Source organism: Nocardioides guangzhouensis, from assembly GCF_004519545.1.
Taxonomy (GTDB): Bacteria; Actinomycetota; Actinomycetes; order Propionibacteriales; family Nocardioidaceae; genus Nocardioides; species Nocardioides guangzhouensis.
The window spans coordinates 12499-27824 of sequence record NZ_SDKM01000007.1; the positions used below are offsets into that span (position 1 = coordinate 12499).

General features: G+C 72.5%; 16 protein-coding genes and 1 tRNA gene. 13 read left to right on the forward strand and 4 right to left on the reverse strand.

The features are described 5' to 3' along the window. Nucleotides 1-27: 27 nt before the first annotated feature. Together EKO23_RS06155 and EKO23_RS06160 are read right to left on the reverse strand one after the other, a co-directional pair. Entirely contained in the window at nucleotides 28-885 is an 858-nt protein-coding gene (locus EKO23_RS06155) for an FHA domain-containing protein (protein ID WP_134715219.1), read from the reverse strand. Nucleotides 886-890: 5 nt separating this feature from the next. Beyond that, the gene (locus tag EKO23_RS06160; protein WP_134715222.1) at nucleotides 891-1139 is read right to left on the reverse strand and encodes a hypothetical protein; all 249 of its coding nucleotides are present in this window, start codon (nucleotides 1137-1139) and stop codon (nucleotides 891-893) included. A 59-nt stretch (nucleotides 1140-1198) separates the two neighbouring features. On the opposite strand from EKO23_RS06160, the gene EKO23_RS06165 reads away from it, so the two are divergent. The 9 genes from EKO23_RS06165 to EKO23_RS06205 all read left to right on the forward strand — a co-directional run bounded on the left by EKO23_RS06165 (nucleotide 1199) and on the right by EKO23_RS06205 (nucleotide 11366). After that, nucleotides 1199-2071, forward strand: coding sequence for a DICT sensory domain-containing protein (locus EKO23_RS06165; protein WP_134715224.1), 873 nt, complete (start codon nucleotides 1199-1201; stop codon nucleotides 2069-2071). A gap of 127 nt (nucleotides 2072-2198) precedes the next feature. Then, a complete protein-coding gene (locus tag EKO23_RS06170) occupies nucleotides 2199-3434 on the forward strand; it encodes a helix-turn-helix domain-containing protein (RefSeq protein WP_246050933.1) in 1236 nt (411 codons plus the stop codon). 144 nt (nucleotides 3435-3578) lie between these two features. Next, entirely contained in the window at nucleotides 3579-5102 is a 1524-nt protein-coding gene (exaC, locus tag EKO23_RS06175) for an acetaldehyde dehydrogenase ExaC (protein WP_134715227.1), read from the forward strand. Nucleotides 5103-5216: 114 nt separating this feature from the next. Further along, nucleotides 5217-5594 carry a DUF779 domain-containing protein gene (locus EKO23_RS06180; protein ID WP_134715230.1) on the forward strand — a complete coding sequence of 126 codons (378 nt, stop codon included), beginning with the start codon at nucleotides 5217-5219 and terminating at the stop codon, nucleotides 5592-5594. 81 nt (nucleotides 5595-5675) lie between these two features. Further along, nucleotides 5676-6605, forward strand: coding sequence for an AEC family transporter (locus tag EKO23_RS06185; RefSeq protein WP_246050934.1), 930 nt, complete (start codon nucleotides 5676-5678; stop codon nucleotides 6603-6605). A gap of 43 nt (nucleotides 6606-6648) precedes the next feature. Continuing rightward, a complete protein-coding gene (locus EKO23_RS06190; RefSeq protein ID WP_342773566.1) occupies nucleotides 6649-7395 on the forward strand; it encodes an enoyl-CoA hydratase-related protein in 747 nt (248 codons plus the stop codon). Between the two features lie 73 nt (nucleotides 7396-7468). After that, the gene (locus EKO23_RS06195; RefSeq protein WP_134715238.1) at nucleotides 7469-8071 is read left to right on the forward strand and encodes a rhomboid family intramembrane serine protease; all 603 of its coding nucleotides are present in this window, start codon (nucleotides 7469-7471) and stop codon (nucleotides 8069-8071) included. 117 nt (nucleotides 8072-8188) lie between these two features. Next, nucleotides 8189-10351, forward strand: coding sequence for a HelD family protein (locus EKO23_RS06200; protein ID WP_134715241.1), 2163 nt, complete (start codon nucleotides 8189-8191; stop codon nucleotides 10349-10351). Nucleotides 10352-10445: 94 nt separating this feature from the next. Next, on the forward strand, nucleotides 10446-11366 hold the full coding sequence (locus EKO23_RS06205) for a hypothetical protein (protein WP_134715244.1): 921 nt from the start codon (nucleotides 10446-10448) through the stop codon (nucleotides 11364-11366). A 156-nt stretch (nucleotides 11367-11522) separates the two neighbouring features. Here the strand turns inward: EKO23_RS06205 and upp are convergent, their stop codons facing one another. Further along, nucleotides 11523-12164 (reverse strand): uracil phosphoribosyltransferase, encoded by a 642-nt coding sequence (gene upp, locus EKO23_RS06210; RefSeq protein WP_134715247.1) that lies wholly within the window; start codon nucleotides 12162-12164, stop codon nucleotides 11523-11525. A gap of 90 nt (nucleotides 12165-12254) precedes the next feature. Between upp and EKO23_RS06215 the strand changes: the two genes are divergently transcribed. From EKO23_RS06215 to EKO23_RS06230, 4 genes are all read left to right on the forward strand, one after another. Next, nucleotides 12255-12740, forward strand: coding sequence for a tRNA adenosine deaminase-associated protein (locus EKO23_RS06215; RefSeq protein WP_134715249.1), 486 nt, complete (start codon nucleotides 12255-12257; stop codon nucleotides 12738-12740). A 29-nt stretch (nucleotides 12741-12769) separates the two neighbouring features. Next, complete coding sequence (tadA, locus tag EKO23_RS06220; protein ID WP_134715514.1) at nucleotides 12770-13204, forward strand: tRNA adenosine(34) deaminase TadA; 435 nt, start codon at nucleotides 12770-12772, stop codon at nucleotides 13202-13204. 38 nt (nucleotides 13205-13242) lie between these two features. Further along, a tRNA-Ser gene (locus EKO23_RS06225) sits at nucleotides 13243-13332 on the forward strand. A 90-nt stretch (nucleotides 13333-13422) separates the two neighbouring features. Continuing rightward, entirely contained in the window at nucleotides 13423-14448 is a 1026-nt protein-coding gene (locus tag EKO23_RS06230; RefSeq protein WP_134715252.1) for an NADPH:quinone reductase, read from the forward strand. A 69-nt stretch (nucleotides 14449-14517) separates the two neighbouring features. On the opposite strand, the gene EKO23_RS06235 is transcribed toward EKO23_RS06230, so the two are convergent. Continuing rightward, nucleotides 14518-15099, reverse strand: coding sequence for a hypothetical protein (locus EKO23_RS06235; protein WP_134715254.1), 582 nt, complete (start codon nucleotides 15097-15099; stop codon nucleotides 14518-14520). Nucleotides 15100-15326: the final 227 nt, after the last annotated feature.

The window sequence follows — 15326 nt, forward strand, 5'->3', positions numbered from 1 at the left end:
GTTCGGCGCGGACCCCGCTCGCGGATGTCAGAAGTCGGGGTGGGCGACGGGGCGCGGCGGCTGGGGTCGCTGGTGGCCCAGCTCCCCGCCGATGCGTCCGCCGAACGGACGGCCGTGGTCGGCATACTCCTCCCGGGAGTAGGTGAGCATCCACGGGCCGAGGTCGACCCGGGTGCCGGTGCGGAGGACCTGCTCGTGGACGCGCTCGCCGTGCACGCGGGTGTCCGGGTCGTTGGCATGGACCACCAGCTCGTCGTCGGCGTCGTGCCGGATCTCGGCATGGACGTCGGCCAGGTGCGGCAGCCGGATGTCGCACTGCGCCCCGGACCCGATCGTGGTCACGTCGCGCTCCAGGTAGAACACCGGCGGGTGGTCGACGTGGACACCGTCGGCGGGCACCAGCGTGAGCCGCGGGTTGCCGCCGTGCAGCGGGTCGTGGGTGGTGGTGGGCCTACGCCGGGCCCGGCGCAGGAACGTCGGCGCGACCGGGACCAGCGTGGCCGGCGGGGCGAGCGCCGCGTCGGGCAGCACCGGCCGGTCGGCGCCGGCCTTCGACCGCGCCCCGGTCCAGGCGCCGCGCAGGCTGCCCAGCCGGATGTGGCGCGAACCGGTGAGCCGGCGCTGCCACCACGACGTACGCACGTTGCCGAGGGTGATCAGGTGGTGCTCCCGGTCGCTGACCCGGACCGCGAGGCCGCGCCGGGCCAGGGCGTCGGCCAGGGCGCGGATCGCGGGGGCGTCGCTGCGACCGGCGAACAGCCCGGGGTCGTCGACGCGGACGTCGAGCACCGAGCCCGAGCCGCGCACCTCGCCGTTGACCGGCACCCGGCCGGGGACCTGCACCTGGAAGCACAGGTTGGCGGAGACGGTGACAGTGCGGGTCATGGCACTCACTCCGGGGACGGCCCGGCGTTGTCTTGCGTGGTGACCTGCAGCGTGCCGTCGAGCTTCCAGACCGCGCGCGGGGCCCGGCTCCCGGTGTCCCGCGGGACCTCGATGCTCATGTCGATGAAGCGGTAGTTGATCGCCGCCTCGCGGCCGGTGAGGAACGACCACATCTTCTGGCCGAGGTCCGTCCAGTCGACGACCTCGTCGTGCGACGTCCCGTTGCTCGTGGTGGGGCCGATCTGGGTGGTCATTGCCCTGCTCCTAACTTCAACACATTCCTAAACAATCTGTTTAGGTTTAGGATCCCAGCATGACCACGACCGGACCGGATGCGCAAGGGGTGGCCCCGGATCGGGACCAGACGCTCGCGATCGGCGAGCTCGCCGCCCGGACCGGCCTGACACCCGCGGTGCTCCGCATGTGGGAGCAGCGGCACGGGTTCCCGCGACCGCAGCGGCTGGACTCCGGGCACCGGCGGTACGCCGCCTCCGACGTCGCCGCGATCGAGGGCGTGCTGCGCCGCCGCGACGCTGGGGTGCGGCTCGACGTCGCGATCGCCGAGGCCGCCCGCATGCCGGACCGGCCGACCGCGTCCGTCTACGCCGAGCTCCGGCGCCGGCACCCCCACCTCGCCCACCAGCGGCTGCGCAAGGCGACCCTGCTCGCGCTGTCGTGGGCGATCGAGGACGAGTGCGCGGCCCGGGCCCAGCAGGCGGTGGTGTTCGGCGCGTTCCAGGAGCCCCGCCACTTCCGCGGGGCCCGCCCGCGTTGGCGCGACCTCGCCCGGGTGGCCCGGCACGCCGTCGTGCTCGGCGGCGCCGACGAGGTGACCACGGACGGCCGGCTCACGCTGGTCCCGCTCACGGACGACGCGCCGCTGCGGGGGGAGTGGGCCGTGGTCTGCGACGCCCCCGGCTTCACCGCGGCCCTGTCCGCCTGGGAGGTCCCCGGGCAGCGCGGAGTGGCCGAGCCCGACCGGGTCTTCGAGTCGGCGTGGACCGTCGAGCCGGGCCCGGTCCGCGACGCCGCGCGGGTGTGCGCCGACGTCGCGCTCGCCGCGGGGGCGCCGCACGCGGCCGACGTACGCCGCGTGCTGGAGCCGGAGCCGGCCCGCGCGGCCGACCCGACCGCGACCGCGGCCCTGCTGCAGCGGGTGCTCGGTCATCTGGACCGGCCGGTCTGAACCCCTCCGGACGGAGGGTGTGGCGGGCGGGGTCCGTCGTGCAACGTGGATGCAACGTCGCGGACCGACGCTGGAGTGATCGGTCCGGGTCGTCCGATTCCGTGTTGTCCGATCAGGGAGATCGCTGGTGGCTGCCGTGAAGACGCTGTGTACTGACGAGGTGATCGGCGACGGCATGCGTGCCCAGGTCGCGGAGTCGTGGCACCGCTCCGCGGCTGCCGGCGTGTCCGTGGACGTGGCCGAGGCGCCGATCACGCTGGCCGACGACAGCCTGCGCGACCACCGGGAGGCGCACCCGCTGGCGCAGGTGTTCCCGCTCCTCGAGGACGTGCTGGGCCAGGCCGCCCGCGACTGCGACGCGATCATGGCGGTCTCCGACGCCTCGGCCCAGCTGCTCTGGGTGTGCGGGCACCCCCAGGTGCTGCGCAAGGCCGAGACCATCGGCTTCGTCGAGGGCTCCAACTGGGACGAGCGGTTCGCCGGCACCAACGCCCCGGGCATGGCGCTCACCCTGGACAAGCCGGTCAACGTGATCGGCCAGGAGCACTTCCGGCGGTCCGTGCAGCGGTGGAGCTGCGCGGCCTCCCCGATCCACGACCCCCTCACCGGGTCGCTGCTCGGCGTCCTCGACATCACCGGCGGCGACCAGATCGTGGTGCCGCAGACGATGGCGATGGTCCGGGCCGCCGCCCGGATGGCCGAGACCGAGCTGGCCCACCTCCGGCTGACCGCGTCCGGACCCCAGGAGCCCAGGCCACACCAGGGATTCGCGCTCACGATCGAGGCGCTCGGCCGGCAGGAGGCGCTGCTCGGCATCGACGACGGCAGCGGCCGCCGGTCCACCATCCGGCTCAGCCCGCGGCACAGCGAGATCCTGCTGCTGCTCGCCTCCGCACCGCGCGGCCTCTCCGGCGACGAGCTCGCCGTGCTGCTCTACGAGGAGGACAACACCGCCTCGACCCTGCGCGCCGAGCTCAACCGGCTGCGCAACCTGCTCGGCGACGACCTGCTCGCCTCGCGCCCCTACCGGCTGGTCGGCGAGGTGTCCGGCGACTGGCTCGGCGTCCAGGCCACGGTGCTGGCCGGCGACGTTGTCGGCGCCACGCGCAGCTATCGCGGGCCGCTGCTGCCGCGCTCGACGTCCCCGGGCGTCGTACGCCTGCGCGAGGAGGTGGAGTCGACGCTGCGCTCCGCCGTGCTCCACTCCGGCGTCCCCGACCTGATGTCGGCGTGGACCCGGTCGTCGTGGGGCTCCGACGACTACGAGATGTGGACCGCCCAGCGCGCCGCGGTCGGCACCGGCTCGCCGCTGCTCCCGCTGATCCTCGGGCAGATCGCCCGTCTGGACCGCGAGCTCGCCTGATCCCTCCCCGTTGAGTTGCGCCTCGCTGGGCGTTGAGCTGCGCCTCGCTGGGCGGATGTCGGGCAACATCCGTGCAACGTTGCACTTCCTAGCGTGTGTCACCGGTCACACACCCCGGTCACATCACACGTTGGGAGACACCACATGACCACCTACGCAGCACCCGGACGCGACGGCTCGGCCATCGAGGTCAAGAGCCGCTACGGCCACTTCGTCGGAGGCGAGTGGGTCGACCCCGTGAAGGGCGCGTACTTCGAGAACATCTCGCCGGTCAACGGCAAGCCGTTCACCGAGATCGCCCGCGGCACCGCGGAGGACATCGAGGCCGCCCTCGACGCCGCGCACGCCGCCGCCGACTCGTGGGGCCGTACGTCGCCCACCGAGCGCTCCAACATCCTGCTCAGGATCGCCGACCGCATGGAGGCCAACCTCGAGGACCTCGCGGTCATCGAGACCTGGGACAACGGCAAGGCGGTCCGCGAGACCCTCAACGCCGACCTCCCGCTCGCGATCGACCACTTCCGCTACTTCGCGGGCGTGCTGCGCAGCCAGGAGGGCTCGATCTCCGAGATCGACGAGAACACCATCGCCTACCACTTCCACGAGCCGCTCGGCGTGGTCGGCCAGATCATCCCGTGGAACTTCCCGATCCTGATGGCGGTGTGGAAGCTCGCCCCGGCGCTGGCCGCCGGCAACGCGGTGGTGCTCAAGCCGGCCGAGCAGACCCCGTGGTCGATCCTCAAGCTGATGGAGCTCATCGGCGACCTGCTCCCGGCTGGCGTCCTCAACGTGGTGAACGGCTTCGGCGTCGAGGCCGGCAAGCCGCTCGCGTCGTCCAACCGGATCGCGAAGATCGCCTTCACCGGCGAGACCACGACCGGCCGGCTGATCATGCAGTACGCCAGCCAGAACATCATCCCGGTGACCCTCGAGCTCGGCGGCAAGTCGCCGAACATCTTCTTCGAGGACGTCGCCAACGCCCGGGACGCCTTCTACGACAAGGCGCTCGAGGGCTTCACGATGTTCGCGCTCAACCAGGGCGAGGTCTGCACCTGCCCCTCGCGGGCGCTCGTACAGCGGTCGATCTACTCCGACTTCGTGCCGGACGCGATCGCCCGGGTCGAGGCGATCAAGCAGGGGAACCCGCTCGACACCGACACGATGATGGGTGCGCAGGCCTCCAACGACCAGCTCGAGAAGATCCTGTCCTACCTCGACATCGGCAAGCAGGAGGGCGCGAAGGTGCTCACCGGCGGTGAGCGGCTGGTGCTCGACGGCGACCTCGCCGAGGGCTACTACGTCCAGCCGACCGTGTTCGAGGGCGACAACTCGATGCGGATCTTCCAGGAGGAGATCTTCGGGCCGGTGGTCTCGCTCACGTCGTTCGACGACGAGGCCGACGCGCTCAAGGTCGCCAACGACACCCTCTACGGCCTCGGCGCCGGCGTCTGGACCCGCGACGGGTCGCGGGCGTTCCGGGCCGGCAAGGAGATCAGGGCCGGACGGGTCTGGACGAACTGCTACCACGCCTACCCGGCGCACGCCGCGTTCGGCGGCTACAAGCAGTCCGGCATCGGCCGCGAGACCCACAAGATGATGCTCGACCACTACCAGCAGACCAAGAACCTGCTGGTGAGCTACTCGCCCGACAAGCTGGGCTTCTTCTAGACCGCAGGGCTGCGCGAGGAACGAGCGTGGCCCGCGGCGGTCGCAGGTTGAGGAGCGCCCGTGGCCGAGGAACGAGGCCACGACGGCGCGTCTCGAAACCCAGGTGAGGAACACATGAGTCAACCGATCGAGCGCGTCACGGTCACCGGTGCGGCGGCGGACCTGGTCCGCCGCCTCACCGAGGCCCACGGGCCGGTGATGTTCCACCAGTCCGGCGGCTGCTGCGACGGGAGCGCCCCGATGTGCTATCCCGACGGCGACTTCCTGACCGGCGACGCGGATGTCCACCTCGGGGACCTCGACGTCGGGCTGGACCGGGCGGTGCCGTTCTGGATGTCGGCGTCGCAGTACGCCTACTGGAAGCACACCCACCTCACCGTCGACGTCGTGCCCGGACGCGGCGCCGGCTTCTCGCTGGAGGCGCCGGAAGGCGTCCGCTTCCTGATCCGGTCGCGGGTCCTCACCGATGAGGAGTACGCCGTCCTCGGGTGACCCGCCCCAGTCCCGTGCCCGCCGCGCGGCCCGTCCCGGGCGGCGGGCACGGTGCCACCTGTCCGGTCCACGTCGGGCACGATGGGCCTCGTGCGCGGGGTGATCGAGGGATTCGTGACGATCGTCTCCGTCATCGGCCTCGGTGCCCTGCTCGCGCAGCTGCGGGTGCTCGACCTCACCGCCCAGGGCATGCTGTCGCGACTCGCGTTCTTCGTCGCCAGCCCCGCCCTGCTGCTCACGGTGCTCGCCGGCACCGACGTGAGCCAGGTCTTCTCCCGCAACCTCGCCGCCTCGGCGATCGCGGTGGTCGTCGTGGTCGTCGTGTACGTCGCCGCGGCAGCGCTGCTGCTCCACCGGGACCTGGCGCACACGGTCGTCGGCGCCCTGAGCACCGGCTACGTCAACGCCGGCAACCTCGGCCTGCCGATCGCGGCGTACGTCCTCGGCGACGTCGCCCTGGTCGCGCCGACCCTCCTCTTCCAGCTGCTGCTGTTCCAGCCGGTCGCGCTGGCGGCCCTCGACCACGCGACCAGCCCCGGCCGCACCTCGCTGCGCCGGGTGCTCGGCCAGCCGTTCCGCACCCCGCTCACCGTGGCCTCGCTGATCGGCCTCGCGTTCGCGGTGACCGGTGCCCCGATGCCCCGCATCGTGCACGACCCGCTGGCCCTGGTCGGCGGGATGGCCGTCCCCGCGATGCTGCTGGCGTACGGCGTGTCCCTGCGGCTGGGCCCCAAGCCCGGCGCCGACGTCGACACCGCCGAGCTCGGGCTGATCGTCGGGCTCAAGCTGCTGATGATGCCGTTGGTGGCCTGGGCGGCCGGCCAGGCGCTCGGGCTCGAGGGCACCGCCCTGCTCGCGGTCACGGTGCTCGCCGCGCTGCCGACCGCGCAGAACATCTTCGTGCACGCGAACCGCTACAGCCGCGGCGTGGTGCTGGCCCGGGACGCGATCTTCGCGACCACCGTGCTGGCGATCCCGGCGATGTTCGTGATCACCGCGCTGCTCGCCTGATCCACGCCCGTGGCGACGAGCCGCGGATGACAGGATGGCGGCCATGACCGAGCACGTGAGGTACGCCGCGGCCGACGGCGTCGCCACCCTGACCCTGGACTCGCCCCACAACCGCAACGCGCTCTCGCGGCAGCTGGTCGCCGAGCTCTACGAGCTGCTGGAGCGGGCCGAGCACGACGACGCGGCAACCGTGGTGGTCCTCCGGGCGGAGGGCCGCACGTTCTGCTCGGGCGCCGACCTGTCCGAGGCCGCCGAGGACGGGATGGAGAAGGCGGCAGGCGTGCTGGTCGACCTGCAGCGCCGCATCGTCACCTTTCCGAAGCCGGTGGTCACCCGGCTGCACGGCAACGTCCGCGCCGGCGGCATCGGCATCGTCGCGGCCAGCGACGTCGCGATCAGCGCCGACGACGCGACGTACGCCTTCACCGAGGTCAAGCTCGCGCTCACCCCGGCCGCGATCTCGCTGACCGTGCTGCCGCGGATGACCGACCGCTCGGCAGCGCTCACGTTCCTCACCGGCGAGACGTTCGACGGCACGGCCGCGGCCGAGATGGGGCTGGTCACCCGGGCGGTGCCCGAGGCCGAGCTCGACGCCGAGGTCGACCGGGTCTGCGCCGCGCTGGTCACCGGCCACCCGCAGGGGCTGCGCGAGACCAAGGGCCTGCTCGGCCGGCACCTGGTCGCGAACATCGACGCGAACGGCGCCGACCTCGCGAAGCTGAGCGCCCGGCTGTTCGGGTCCGACGAGGCCCGCGAGGCGATGCTGGCCTTCCTCAACCGCAAGAAGTAGCGCGTCGTCCGCCCCACGAGGGTCCATGCGCCCTCCTCGTGCGGACGACCGACTGCTCGTTACCGTTGGCGGCATGAGCACGCCGCAGCGCCCGCCGGACCGGGGCACCTCGGCGTTGACCGCGTTCGCGGTCATCTCGGGCTTCGTCGCGGCGCTCTACGTCATCGAGCTCGTCGACACCCTCATGTCGAACCGGCTCGACCAGGAGGGTGTGCACCCGCAGCAGACCGACGGCCTGGTCGGCATCCTGTTCGCGCCGCTGCTGCACGGCGGCTGGGGGCACCTGATCGGCAACACCGTGCCGCTGCTGGTGCTCGGGTTCCTGGTGCTCCTCAGCGGCGTGCGCACCTGGCTCGCCGTGACCGCGATCGTCTGGGTGGTCGGCGGCCTCGGCACCTGGCTGATCGCGCCACCCAACACCGTCCACCTCGGCGCCTCCGTGCTGATCTTCGGCTGGCTGGTGTTCCTGATCGTGCGCGGCTTCGTGTCCGGACGGGTCGGCCAGATCGCGCTCGGCCTGCTCATCCTCTTCCTGTACGGCGGGGTGCTGTGGGGCGTGCTCCCCGGCCAGCCCGGCATCTCCTGGCAGGCCCACCTCTTCGGCGCGATCGGCGGCGCCATCGCCGCGTTCGTCGTCGTCCAGCCACGCCGACGGACCCCGGCACCCCTGGCCTGACCGCTGTCCCGGGCAACGGGTCCGTATCGAACCCCGTCGTTCTTTTCTCCCTCGCGGCCCTCCACCGGTAAAGTTCTCCCTCTTGCCAGATCCGCAGGTCCAGGGGGTTGCACCACGTTGTCCGAGGACGTCGCCGCGCGCGAAACCGCCTCCGAGCAGGCATTCGTCGACAAGGTCTACGTGCAGCTGGAGCAGTCCGCAGCGGCAGCCCAGCAGCTTGCCCGCGAGGGCCACGACCGCGGCCGGCTCGGCCACGAGGGCGGTCTGGTCGAGCGCGATGCCATGGTCTTCCAGGCCGCCAAGCGGATCGCCCAGCTCGACGCCGCCCACGAGGGGCTGGTCTTCGGCCGCCTCGACGTGCGCCCCGAGCTGGACCCCGACCCGCGCTACATCGGCCGGATCGGCCTGCGGGACGCCAACCGCGACTCGCTGCTGATCGACTGGCGGGCCCCCGCGGCCGCCGTGTTCTACCAGGCCACCGCAGCCGAGCCGCACGACGTCGTACGCCGCCGGGTGCTGCGCTGCGTCGGCGCGAAGGTCGTCGGCGTCGAGGACGAGCTGCTCGACCCCGACCACCCGGCGGCGGCGGACCTGCCGATCGTCGGCGAGGGCGCACTGATGGCGCAGCTCTCCCGCGCCCGCGACCGCTCGATGCACTCGATCGTCGCGACCATCCAGGCCGAGCAGGACCAGGCGATCCGGGCCCCCGGCAAGGGCGTCGTCTCGATCTCCGGCGGTCCCGGCACCGGCAAGACCGTGGTGGCGCTGCACCGCGCGGCGTACCTCCTCTACACCGACCGCCGCCGCTACGAGTCCGGCGGTGTCCTCATCGTCGGCCCGTCCGGGGTGTTCATGCGCTACATCGAGCGGGTTCTCCCGTCGCTCGGCGAGACCGCGGTGGCGCTCCGCTCGCTCGGCGAGGTGGTCGACGGCCTCCGCTCCACCCGGCACGACGACCCCGCCGTGGCCGACGTCAAGGGCTCGGCCCGCATGGCCGAGCTGATGCGTCGTGCCGCCCGGCAGGCAGTGCCCGGGGCGCCGCGCGAGTTCCGGGTCTTCTACCGCGACGACACCCTGGTCCTCGACCGCGCCGGGCTGTCCCGGCTGCGCCGCCAGCTCCTGTCGCAGGGCCGGCGCAACCGCCAGATCCCGCGCGTGGCCACGACGCTGCTCGACGCGCTGTGGCGGCAGGTCAAGGGCGAGCGCGGCCGCGAGCGTGGTCGCGAGGCGTTCGACGACGAGATGCTCGGCAACGACGACTTCCTCGAGTTCGCCCTGGCCTGGTGGCCGCCGCTCGACGCCAGCACGGTGCTGTCCTGGCTGCGCGACCCCGACTTCCTGGCCCGGGTCGGCGACGGCGTGGTCTCCCACGACGACCAGGCGCTGCTGCTCAAGAGCTGGTCCGGCGACCTCGCGATCGAGGACGTGCCGCTGGTCGACGAGCTGCGCTACGCCCTCGGCGACGTGCCGCTGAAGACCGACGACGACAACGAGTACGCCGACCACCTCGGCGGCGACCTCCAGGAGATCACCACCGCCGCGGACCGCGAGTTCGCCGGCCGCCAGGCCTGGGCGCCGCCGACGCACCGGGTCGAGGACGACCCCTACGCGCACGTGCTGGTGGACGAGGCGCAGGACCTCACCCCGATGCAGTGGCGCATGGTCGGCCGCCGCGGCCGGGCCGCGTCGTGGACGATCGTCGGCGACCCCGCGCAGTCGTCGTGGCCGGTGCCGGACGAGGCCGCCCGGGCCCGGGCCGAGGCGCTCGAGGGCAAGCCGCTGCACGAGTTCCACCTGTCGACGAACTACCGCAACTCCTCCGAGATCTACGCGCATGCCGCCGGGTACGCCGAGCGGGTCGGCCTCGACGCCGACCTGCCGACCGCGGTCCGGTCCACCGGCGAGCACCCCGTGGTGCTCGACGACGTGCCCGACCTCGAGGAGTCGGTCCGGGCCGAGGTGCTCCGGCTGGCGGGCGCCGTGGGCGGCACCGTCGGGGTCGTCGTACCGGCCGCGCGCCGGGCGCAGGTCAACGGCTGGCTGGCCTCGTGGCAGGAGCTCGCCGAGGACGCCCCGTCCGCGGCCGCGTCGGTCGCCGGCGACACCCCCAGCGGCGACGACCGGATCGTCGTGCTCACCGGGCTCGACACCAAGGGCCTCGAGTTCGACGGCATCGTGGTGGTCCGACCGCAGGAGATCGAGGACGAGTCGGCGACCGGCCGGGCGACGCTGTACGTCGTGCTGACCCGCGCGACCCAGCTGCTCAGCACCGTGTCCTGACCCGTCCCCCGGCCCGGGCCCCCGTCCGCGACGCGCTCCGGCCCCGGCCCGCAGGTGCTGACGACGCGGCGCGCGAGCCACTAGGGTCCGGGGCATGAGCGAGCAGCCGCCCCAGGATCCCTACGGCCAGAACCCGCCGCCCGGAGGCCCGCCGCCGGGTGGACCCGGCGGACCTCCGCCCGGCCAGGGAGGTCCGCCTCCCGGCCAGCCGCCCGGGCCCCCACCCGGTCAGCCCGGCTGGGGCCAGGACCCCAACGCCGGCCAGTACCCGCCCCCGCCGCCCCCCGGCCAGGGCTGGGGCCAGCAGCCGCCGCCGGACTACCCGACGTACGGCTCGTACGGCGCCCCGCCGAGCGGGCCGGGCCCCTACAGCCCGACCGACGCGATCGCCTACGGCTTCAACAAGTTCAAGGACAACGCCGGTGCGTTCCTGCTGCTGGCGCTGATCGCGATCGGCACGTCGTTCGCGATCAGCATCGTCGGCGGCATCATCACCGGCGGTGACGCGCTGTTCACCTGGGACCAGAACGGCTTCGACTTCAACCCGCTGGCCGGGATCGTCAACATCCTGAGCCAGATCGCCTACACGCTGTTCGGTGCCGCGCTGATCCGCGGCGCGTTCGACGCGGTGGACGGGCGCGAGGTCAGCGTCGGGTCGATGTTCGAGCGCTGGGACAAGCTGCAGATCATCGTGGTCGCGCTGATCGTCAGCGTGCTGACCACGATCGGCCTCGTGCTGTGCCTCCTGCCCGGCTTCGCGGTGATCTTCCTGACCTGGTTCGCGGCGTACTTCGTCGTCGACCGCGGCGAGGACGCCGTGAGCGCGCTCAAGTCGAGCTTCCAGTTCACCACCTCGAACTTCGGCACGGTCTTCGTGTTCGCGCTGCTCGGGTTCCTGGTGTTCCTGCTCGGCCTGATCGCCTGCGTGGTCGGCCTCCTTGTCGCCTACCCGACGGTCGCCATCGGCGCGGCGTACACCTACCGCCGCCTGCAGAACCAGCCGACCGCTCCCTGACCGGTCTGCACGTACGACGGCCCGGCACCTCGCTGCGAGGTGCCGGGCCGTGTGCGTTGAGTTGCGCCGCGCTGTGCGTTGAGTTGCGTCGCGCTGTGCGTTGAGTTGCGCGGCGCTGTGGGTTGAGTGGCGTGGCGCTGTGGGTTGAGTGGCGCCTCAGTGCACCACGCCGTACAGCCGGTCGCCGGCGTCGCCGAGCCCGGGCACGATGTAGCCCTTGTCATTGAGCTTCTCGTCCATCGCCGCGGTGACCACGGTGACCGGGACGTCGAGCCCGTCGAGCTCCTGCTCCAGGCGCTGGCAGCCCTCGGGTGCCGCGAGCAGGCAGACCGCGGTGATGTGGTCGGCACCGCGGTCGGTGAGGAACCTGATCGCCGCGGCGAGCGTGCCGCCGGTCGCGAGCATCGGGTCGAGCACGTAGCACTGGCGGCCGGACAGGTCGTCGGGCAGCCGCTCGGCGTACGTCGAGGCCTCCAGGGTCTCCTCGTTGCGCACCATCCCGAGGAACCCGACCTCCGCAGTGGGCAGCAGCCGCATCATCCCGTCGAGCATCCCGAGGCCGGCCCGGAGGATCGGGACCACCAACGGTTTGGGGGTGGCGAGCTTGACTCCGGACGTCGGCGAGACCGGCGTGACGATGTCCACGTCCTCCACGCGCACGTCCCGGGTGGCCTCGTAGGCCAGGAGGGTCACCAGCTCGTCGGCCAGCCGGCGGAAGGTCGGGCTGTCCGTCGTCTCGTCGCGCAGGACGGTCAGCTTGTGAGCGACGAGTGGATGGTCGATGACGTGGGTGCGCATAGGGGAAAACCTAGAGCAAACAGGCTTGGAAGGCTCCCTGAGGTCTGCCACTCTGGAGGCTGGACGCAGGCCGCAGGAGTGGAGGTTGGCATGGCCGAGCAGCCCCAGGAGGTCGACTTCGCCCTCGCCGCCTACCGCGAGGAGGGGGTCTGGCAGGTGCAGGAGCTCGCCCACGACGTGCTCGAGAACCTCGAGCACGTATCCAGCGCGCTGCGACGCTTCCCGGGTGACGGCGGGGCGGTCGGCATGGTGGCCTACGACGAGGACGTGTTCCTCCTCGTGCGCGTGGCCGGCCCGACGGTGCGCCTCCTGCTCTCCGACATCACCGCTGCCGACGAGTGGGACCTCGCCCGCGACGCCGTCGAGCAGCTCGGCCTGCCCTATCCCGAGGAGGACGACGACCCGGCCCCGGCCGGCGACCTCGACATCCTCGGCGACCTCGGCATGCACGCCATGGACATGGGCGTGCTGATCGACGACTACGACCTCTATCCCGACGAGATGCTCTCCGACGTCGCCGGTCGGCTCGGCTTCGGCCCGACCTTCGACGACCTGGTCGGCCTCACCAGCGCCTGAGCCCCGTGGCATCGGCGTACGACGAGGCGATGCTGCTCGCCCTCACCGAGGCGCGCGCGGCGCTGGCCACGGACGACGTACCCGTCGGTGCCGTGGTGCTCGCCCCGGACGGCTCGGTGGTCGGGCGCGGCCGCAACGACCGCGAGGCCACCCACGACCCGACCGGCCATGCCGAGGTGGTCGCGATGCGCAAGGCGGCGACCCGGCTGGGTGGCTGGCGCCTCGATGGCTGCACCCTCGTGGTCACCCTCGAGCCCTGCACGATGTGCGCCGGCGCCCTCGTCCTGGCCCGGGTGCGCCGTCTCGTGTTCGGGGCCTACGACCCCAAGGCCGGCGCCGTCGGGTCGCTGTGGGACGTGGTCCGCGACCGGCGTCTCAACCACCGCCCCGAGGTGGTCGCCGGGGTCCGCGCCCAGGAGTGCGGCCGGGTGCTCCTGGACTTCTTCGACGACCACCGATCCTGAATTCGGCGCTCCGACCCGCCTCCGGTACCCTCGTCGGCGGTGGCGTGTCCGAGCGGCCTAAGGAGAACGCCTCGAAAGCGTTTGTGGGTGCAAGCCCACCGAGGGTTCAAATCCCTCCGCCACCGCCAGCCAGCCGATGCCCCGGACGTCGTACGACGTCCGGGGCATCGTCCATCTCCGCGGCGCCTGGAGAACCCTGTCGGGGATAGCCTCGGGTCATGCGCGCTGTCGAGTACTCCGTGACCGGCGAGCCCGAGGTCCTCTCGCTCGTCGAGCGACCGCTGCCCGAGCCGGGTCCGGGTGAGGTACGGGTACGGATCCACCGCTCCGGCGTCAACCCGACTGACTGGAAGTCGCGTCGCAGTGACCGGTCCGGGGTTGCCGTCGATCCGCCGCAGGTGCCCAACCAGGACGGGTCGGGGGTGGTCGACGCCGTCGGCCAGGGGGTCGAGGAGGCACTGGTCGGCCTCCGGGTGTGGATCTGGGAGGCGGCCCACCTCCGTCCGTCCGGCGGCACCGCACAGGAGTACGCCGTGGTCCCGGCTCGGCACGTGGTGCTCCTGCCGGACGTTGCGTCGTTCGACCTCGGCGCGTGCCTCGGCGTCCCGTTCCTGACCGCGCACCGCTGCCTGACGGTGACCGAGGACGGACCGACCCGGCTGGGCCCGGGCACGCTGGAGGGCCGGACCGTCCTGGTGGCCGGAGGTGCTGGTGCCGTGGGCAACGCCGCGATCCAGCTCGCCCGCTGGTCCGACGCCACGGTCATCACCACGGTGAGCAGCCCGGAGAAGGGTCACCTCGCGGCGCGTGCCGGCGCCGACCACGTCATCGACTACAAGCGGGAGGACGTCGTCGCCGAGGTGCGCGCCCTCGCTCCCCACGGGGTGAACACGATCGTCGAGGTGTCCCCGGCGGTGAATGCCGCGCTCGACGCCGCGGTCCTGGCCCGGCACGGCTCGGTCGCGGTGTATGCCAACGACGGCGGCAGCGGCATGGAGCTCCCCGTGCGCCCCTCGATGGTGCCGAACGTCCGCTGGCAGTTCGTCCTGGTCTACAACGCCCCGGACGCCTGGCGGGCCAGGGCCCTCGAGGACGTGTCGGCGGCGGTGCTGGACGAGGCAGTGCGCGTCGGGGACGACGCCGGGCTGCCGCTGCACCACTACTCCCTCGAGCAGGCCGCCGAGGCGCACGCCGCCGTCGAGGGCGGCGCCGTGGGCAAGGTGCTCGTCGACGTGCGCCCGTAGCGCTCCGTACCGGACGGGCCGGCGGGAGGCGCCCCGACGAAACGGGACGCCTCCCCAGGTGGTGCTGCCTCAGCAGGAGGTCGGCGTGTACCAGGCCGAGACCGGCAGTCCGAGTGCCGACTGCGGCTGGTGCGCGCTCTCGTGCCCGCAGTGCCCGACCGCACCGCTCGAGGCCGGATCGCCGTACGGCGCCCGGGCGAGCAGGACGGCCGGTTCGACGGCCGGTACGACGCGGACCCCGCTGCAGAGCTGGACCGCGATGAGCCGGCGGCTCCACGAGTCGAGGGTCTCCGGGATGTAGCACGTCGAGTCCGACCGGGGGCCGTAGCGCTCCACGGCGAGGAGGATGTGCGCCAGTGCGGGCATCCGCTTCGGGTCGAGGCTGACCGGGTCGGAGGTCACGACGTGCCCGGTCGCCCGGGCCTGGGACATCTGCAGCTTGCGCGCCAGCACGACGTCGTCGATGTCGTGGCTGGTCTGCGGTGTCTGCGTCGTGGGCAGGGGGATGTCGGGCGGGATCCGCGCGGCGTACGCCAGGGTCGGGACCAGCGCCAGGCAGGTGACGGCGCCGGCGGCGGCCAGGGTGGCGACGCGGCGGGCCCGGTGGCGGACCTGGTGGGTCGTGGTGGTGCGTGCAGAGGTGGTGTTCATGGTGGTGGTGCCCCTTCGGGTGTCGGATCTCCGAGACCTGTGGTCGCCGGAGGGCCGGCCCGCACCGGCGATACAACGGTCTGGACAACCCATGCCACGACCACCCGAAAGCGGCTTGTGCCCGGTTCCACGCCGCTGGTGAACTGGGGGTGAGGAACTTCGCCTGCCGATGTATCAGCTGGGCCCTCGTCCCGCTCAGGAGCGATGGAGTAGTTGGAAGGGGAGGT

Bases quoted from the DNA above. Each gene is read 5' to 3' on its own strand.
- EKO23_RS06155 (WP_134715219.1), bottom strand. From the start codon at position 885: ATGACCCGCACTGTCACCGTCTCCGCCAACCTGTGCTTCCAGGTGCAG.
- EKO23_RS06160 (WP_134715222.1), bottom strand. From the start codon at position 1,139: ATGACCACCCAGATCGGCCCCACCACGAGCAACGGGACGTCGCACGAC.
- EKO23_RS06165 (WP_134715224.1), top strand. From the start codon at position 1,199: ATGACCACGACCGGACCGGATGCGCAAGGGGTGGCCCCGGATCGGGAC.
- exaC (WP_134715227.1), top strand. From the start codon at position 3,579: ATGACCACCTACGCAGCACCCGGACGCGACGGCTCGGCCATCGAGGTC.
- EKO23_RS06180 (WP_134715230.1), top strand. From the start codon at position 5,217: ATGAGTCAACCGATCGAGCGCGTCACGGTCACCGGTGCGGCGGCGGAC.
- EKO23_RS06185 (WP_246050934.1), top strand. From the start codon at position 5,676: ATGGGCCTCGTGCGCGGGGTGATCGAGGGATTCGTGACGATCGTCTCC.
- EKO23_RS06190 (WP_342773566.1), top strand. From the start codon at position 6,649: ATGACCGAGCACGTGAGGTACGCCGCGGCCGACGGCGTCGCCACCCTG.
- EKO23_RS06195 (WP_134715238.1), top strand. From the start codon at position 7,469: ATGAGCACGCCGCAGCGCCCGCCGGACCGGGGCACCTCGGCGTTGACC.
- EKO23_RS06205 (WP_134715244.1), top strand. From the start codon at position 10,446: ATGAGCGAGCAGCCGCCCCAGGATCCCTACGGCCAGAACCCGCCGCCC.
- upp (WP_134715247.1), bottom strand. From the start codon at position 12,164: ATGCGCACCCACGTCATCGACCATCCACTCGTCGCTCACAAGCTGACC.
- EKO23_RS06215 (WP_134715249.1), top strand. From the start codon at position 12,255: ATGGCCGAGCAGCCCCAGGAGGTCGACTTCGCCCTCGCCGCCTACCGC.
- tadA (WP_134715514.1), top strand. From the start codon at position 12,770: ATGCTGCTCGCCCTCACCGAGGCGCGCGCGGCGCTGGCCACGGACGAC.
- EKO23_RS06230 (WP_134715252.1), top strand. From the start codon at position 13,423: ATGCGCGCTGTCGAGTACTCCGTGACCGGCGAGCCCGAGGTCCTCTCG.
- EKO23_RS06235 (WP_134715254.1), bottom strand. From the start codon at position 15,099: ATGAACACCACCTCTGCACGCACCACCACGACCCACCAGGTCCGCCAC.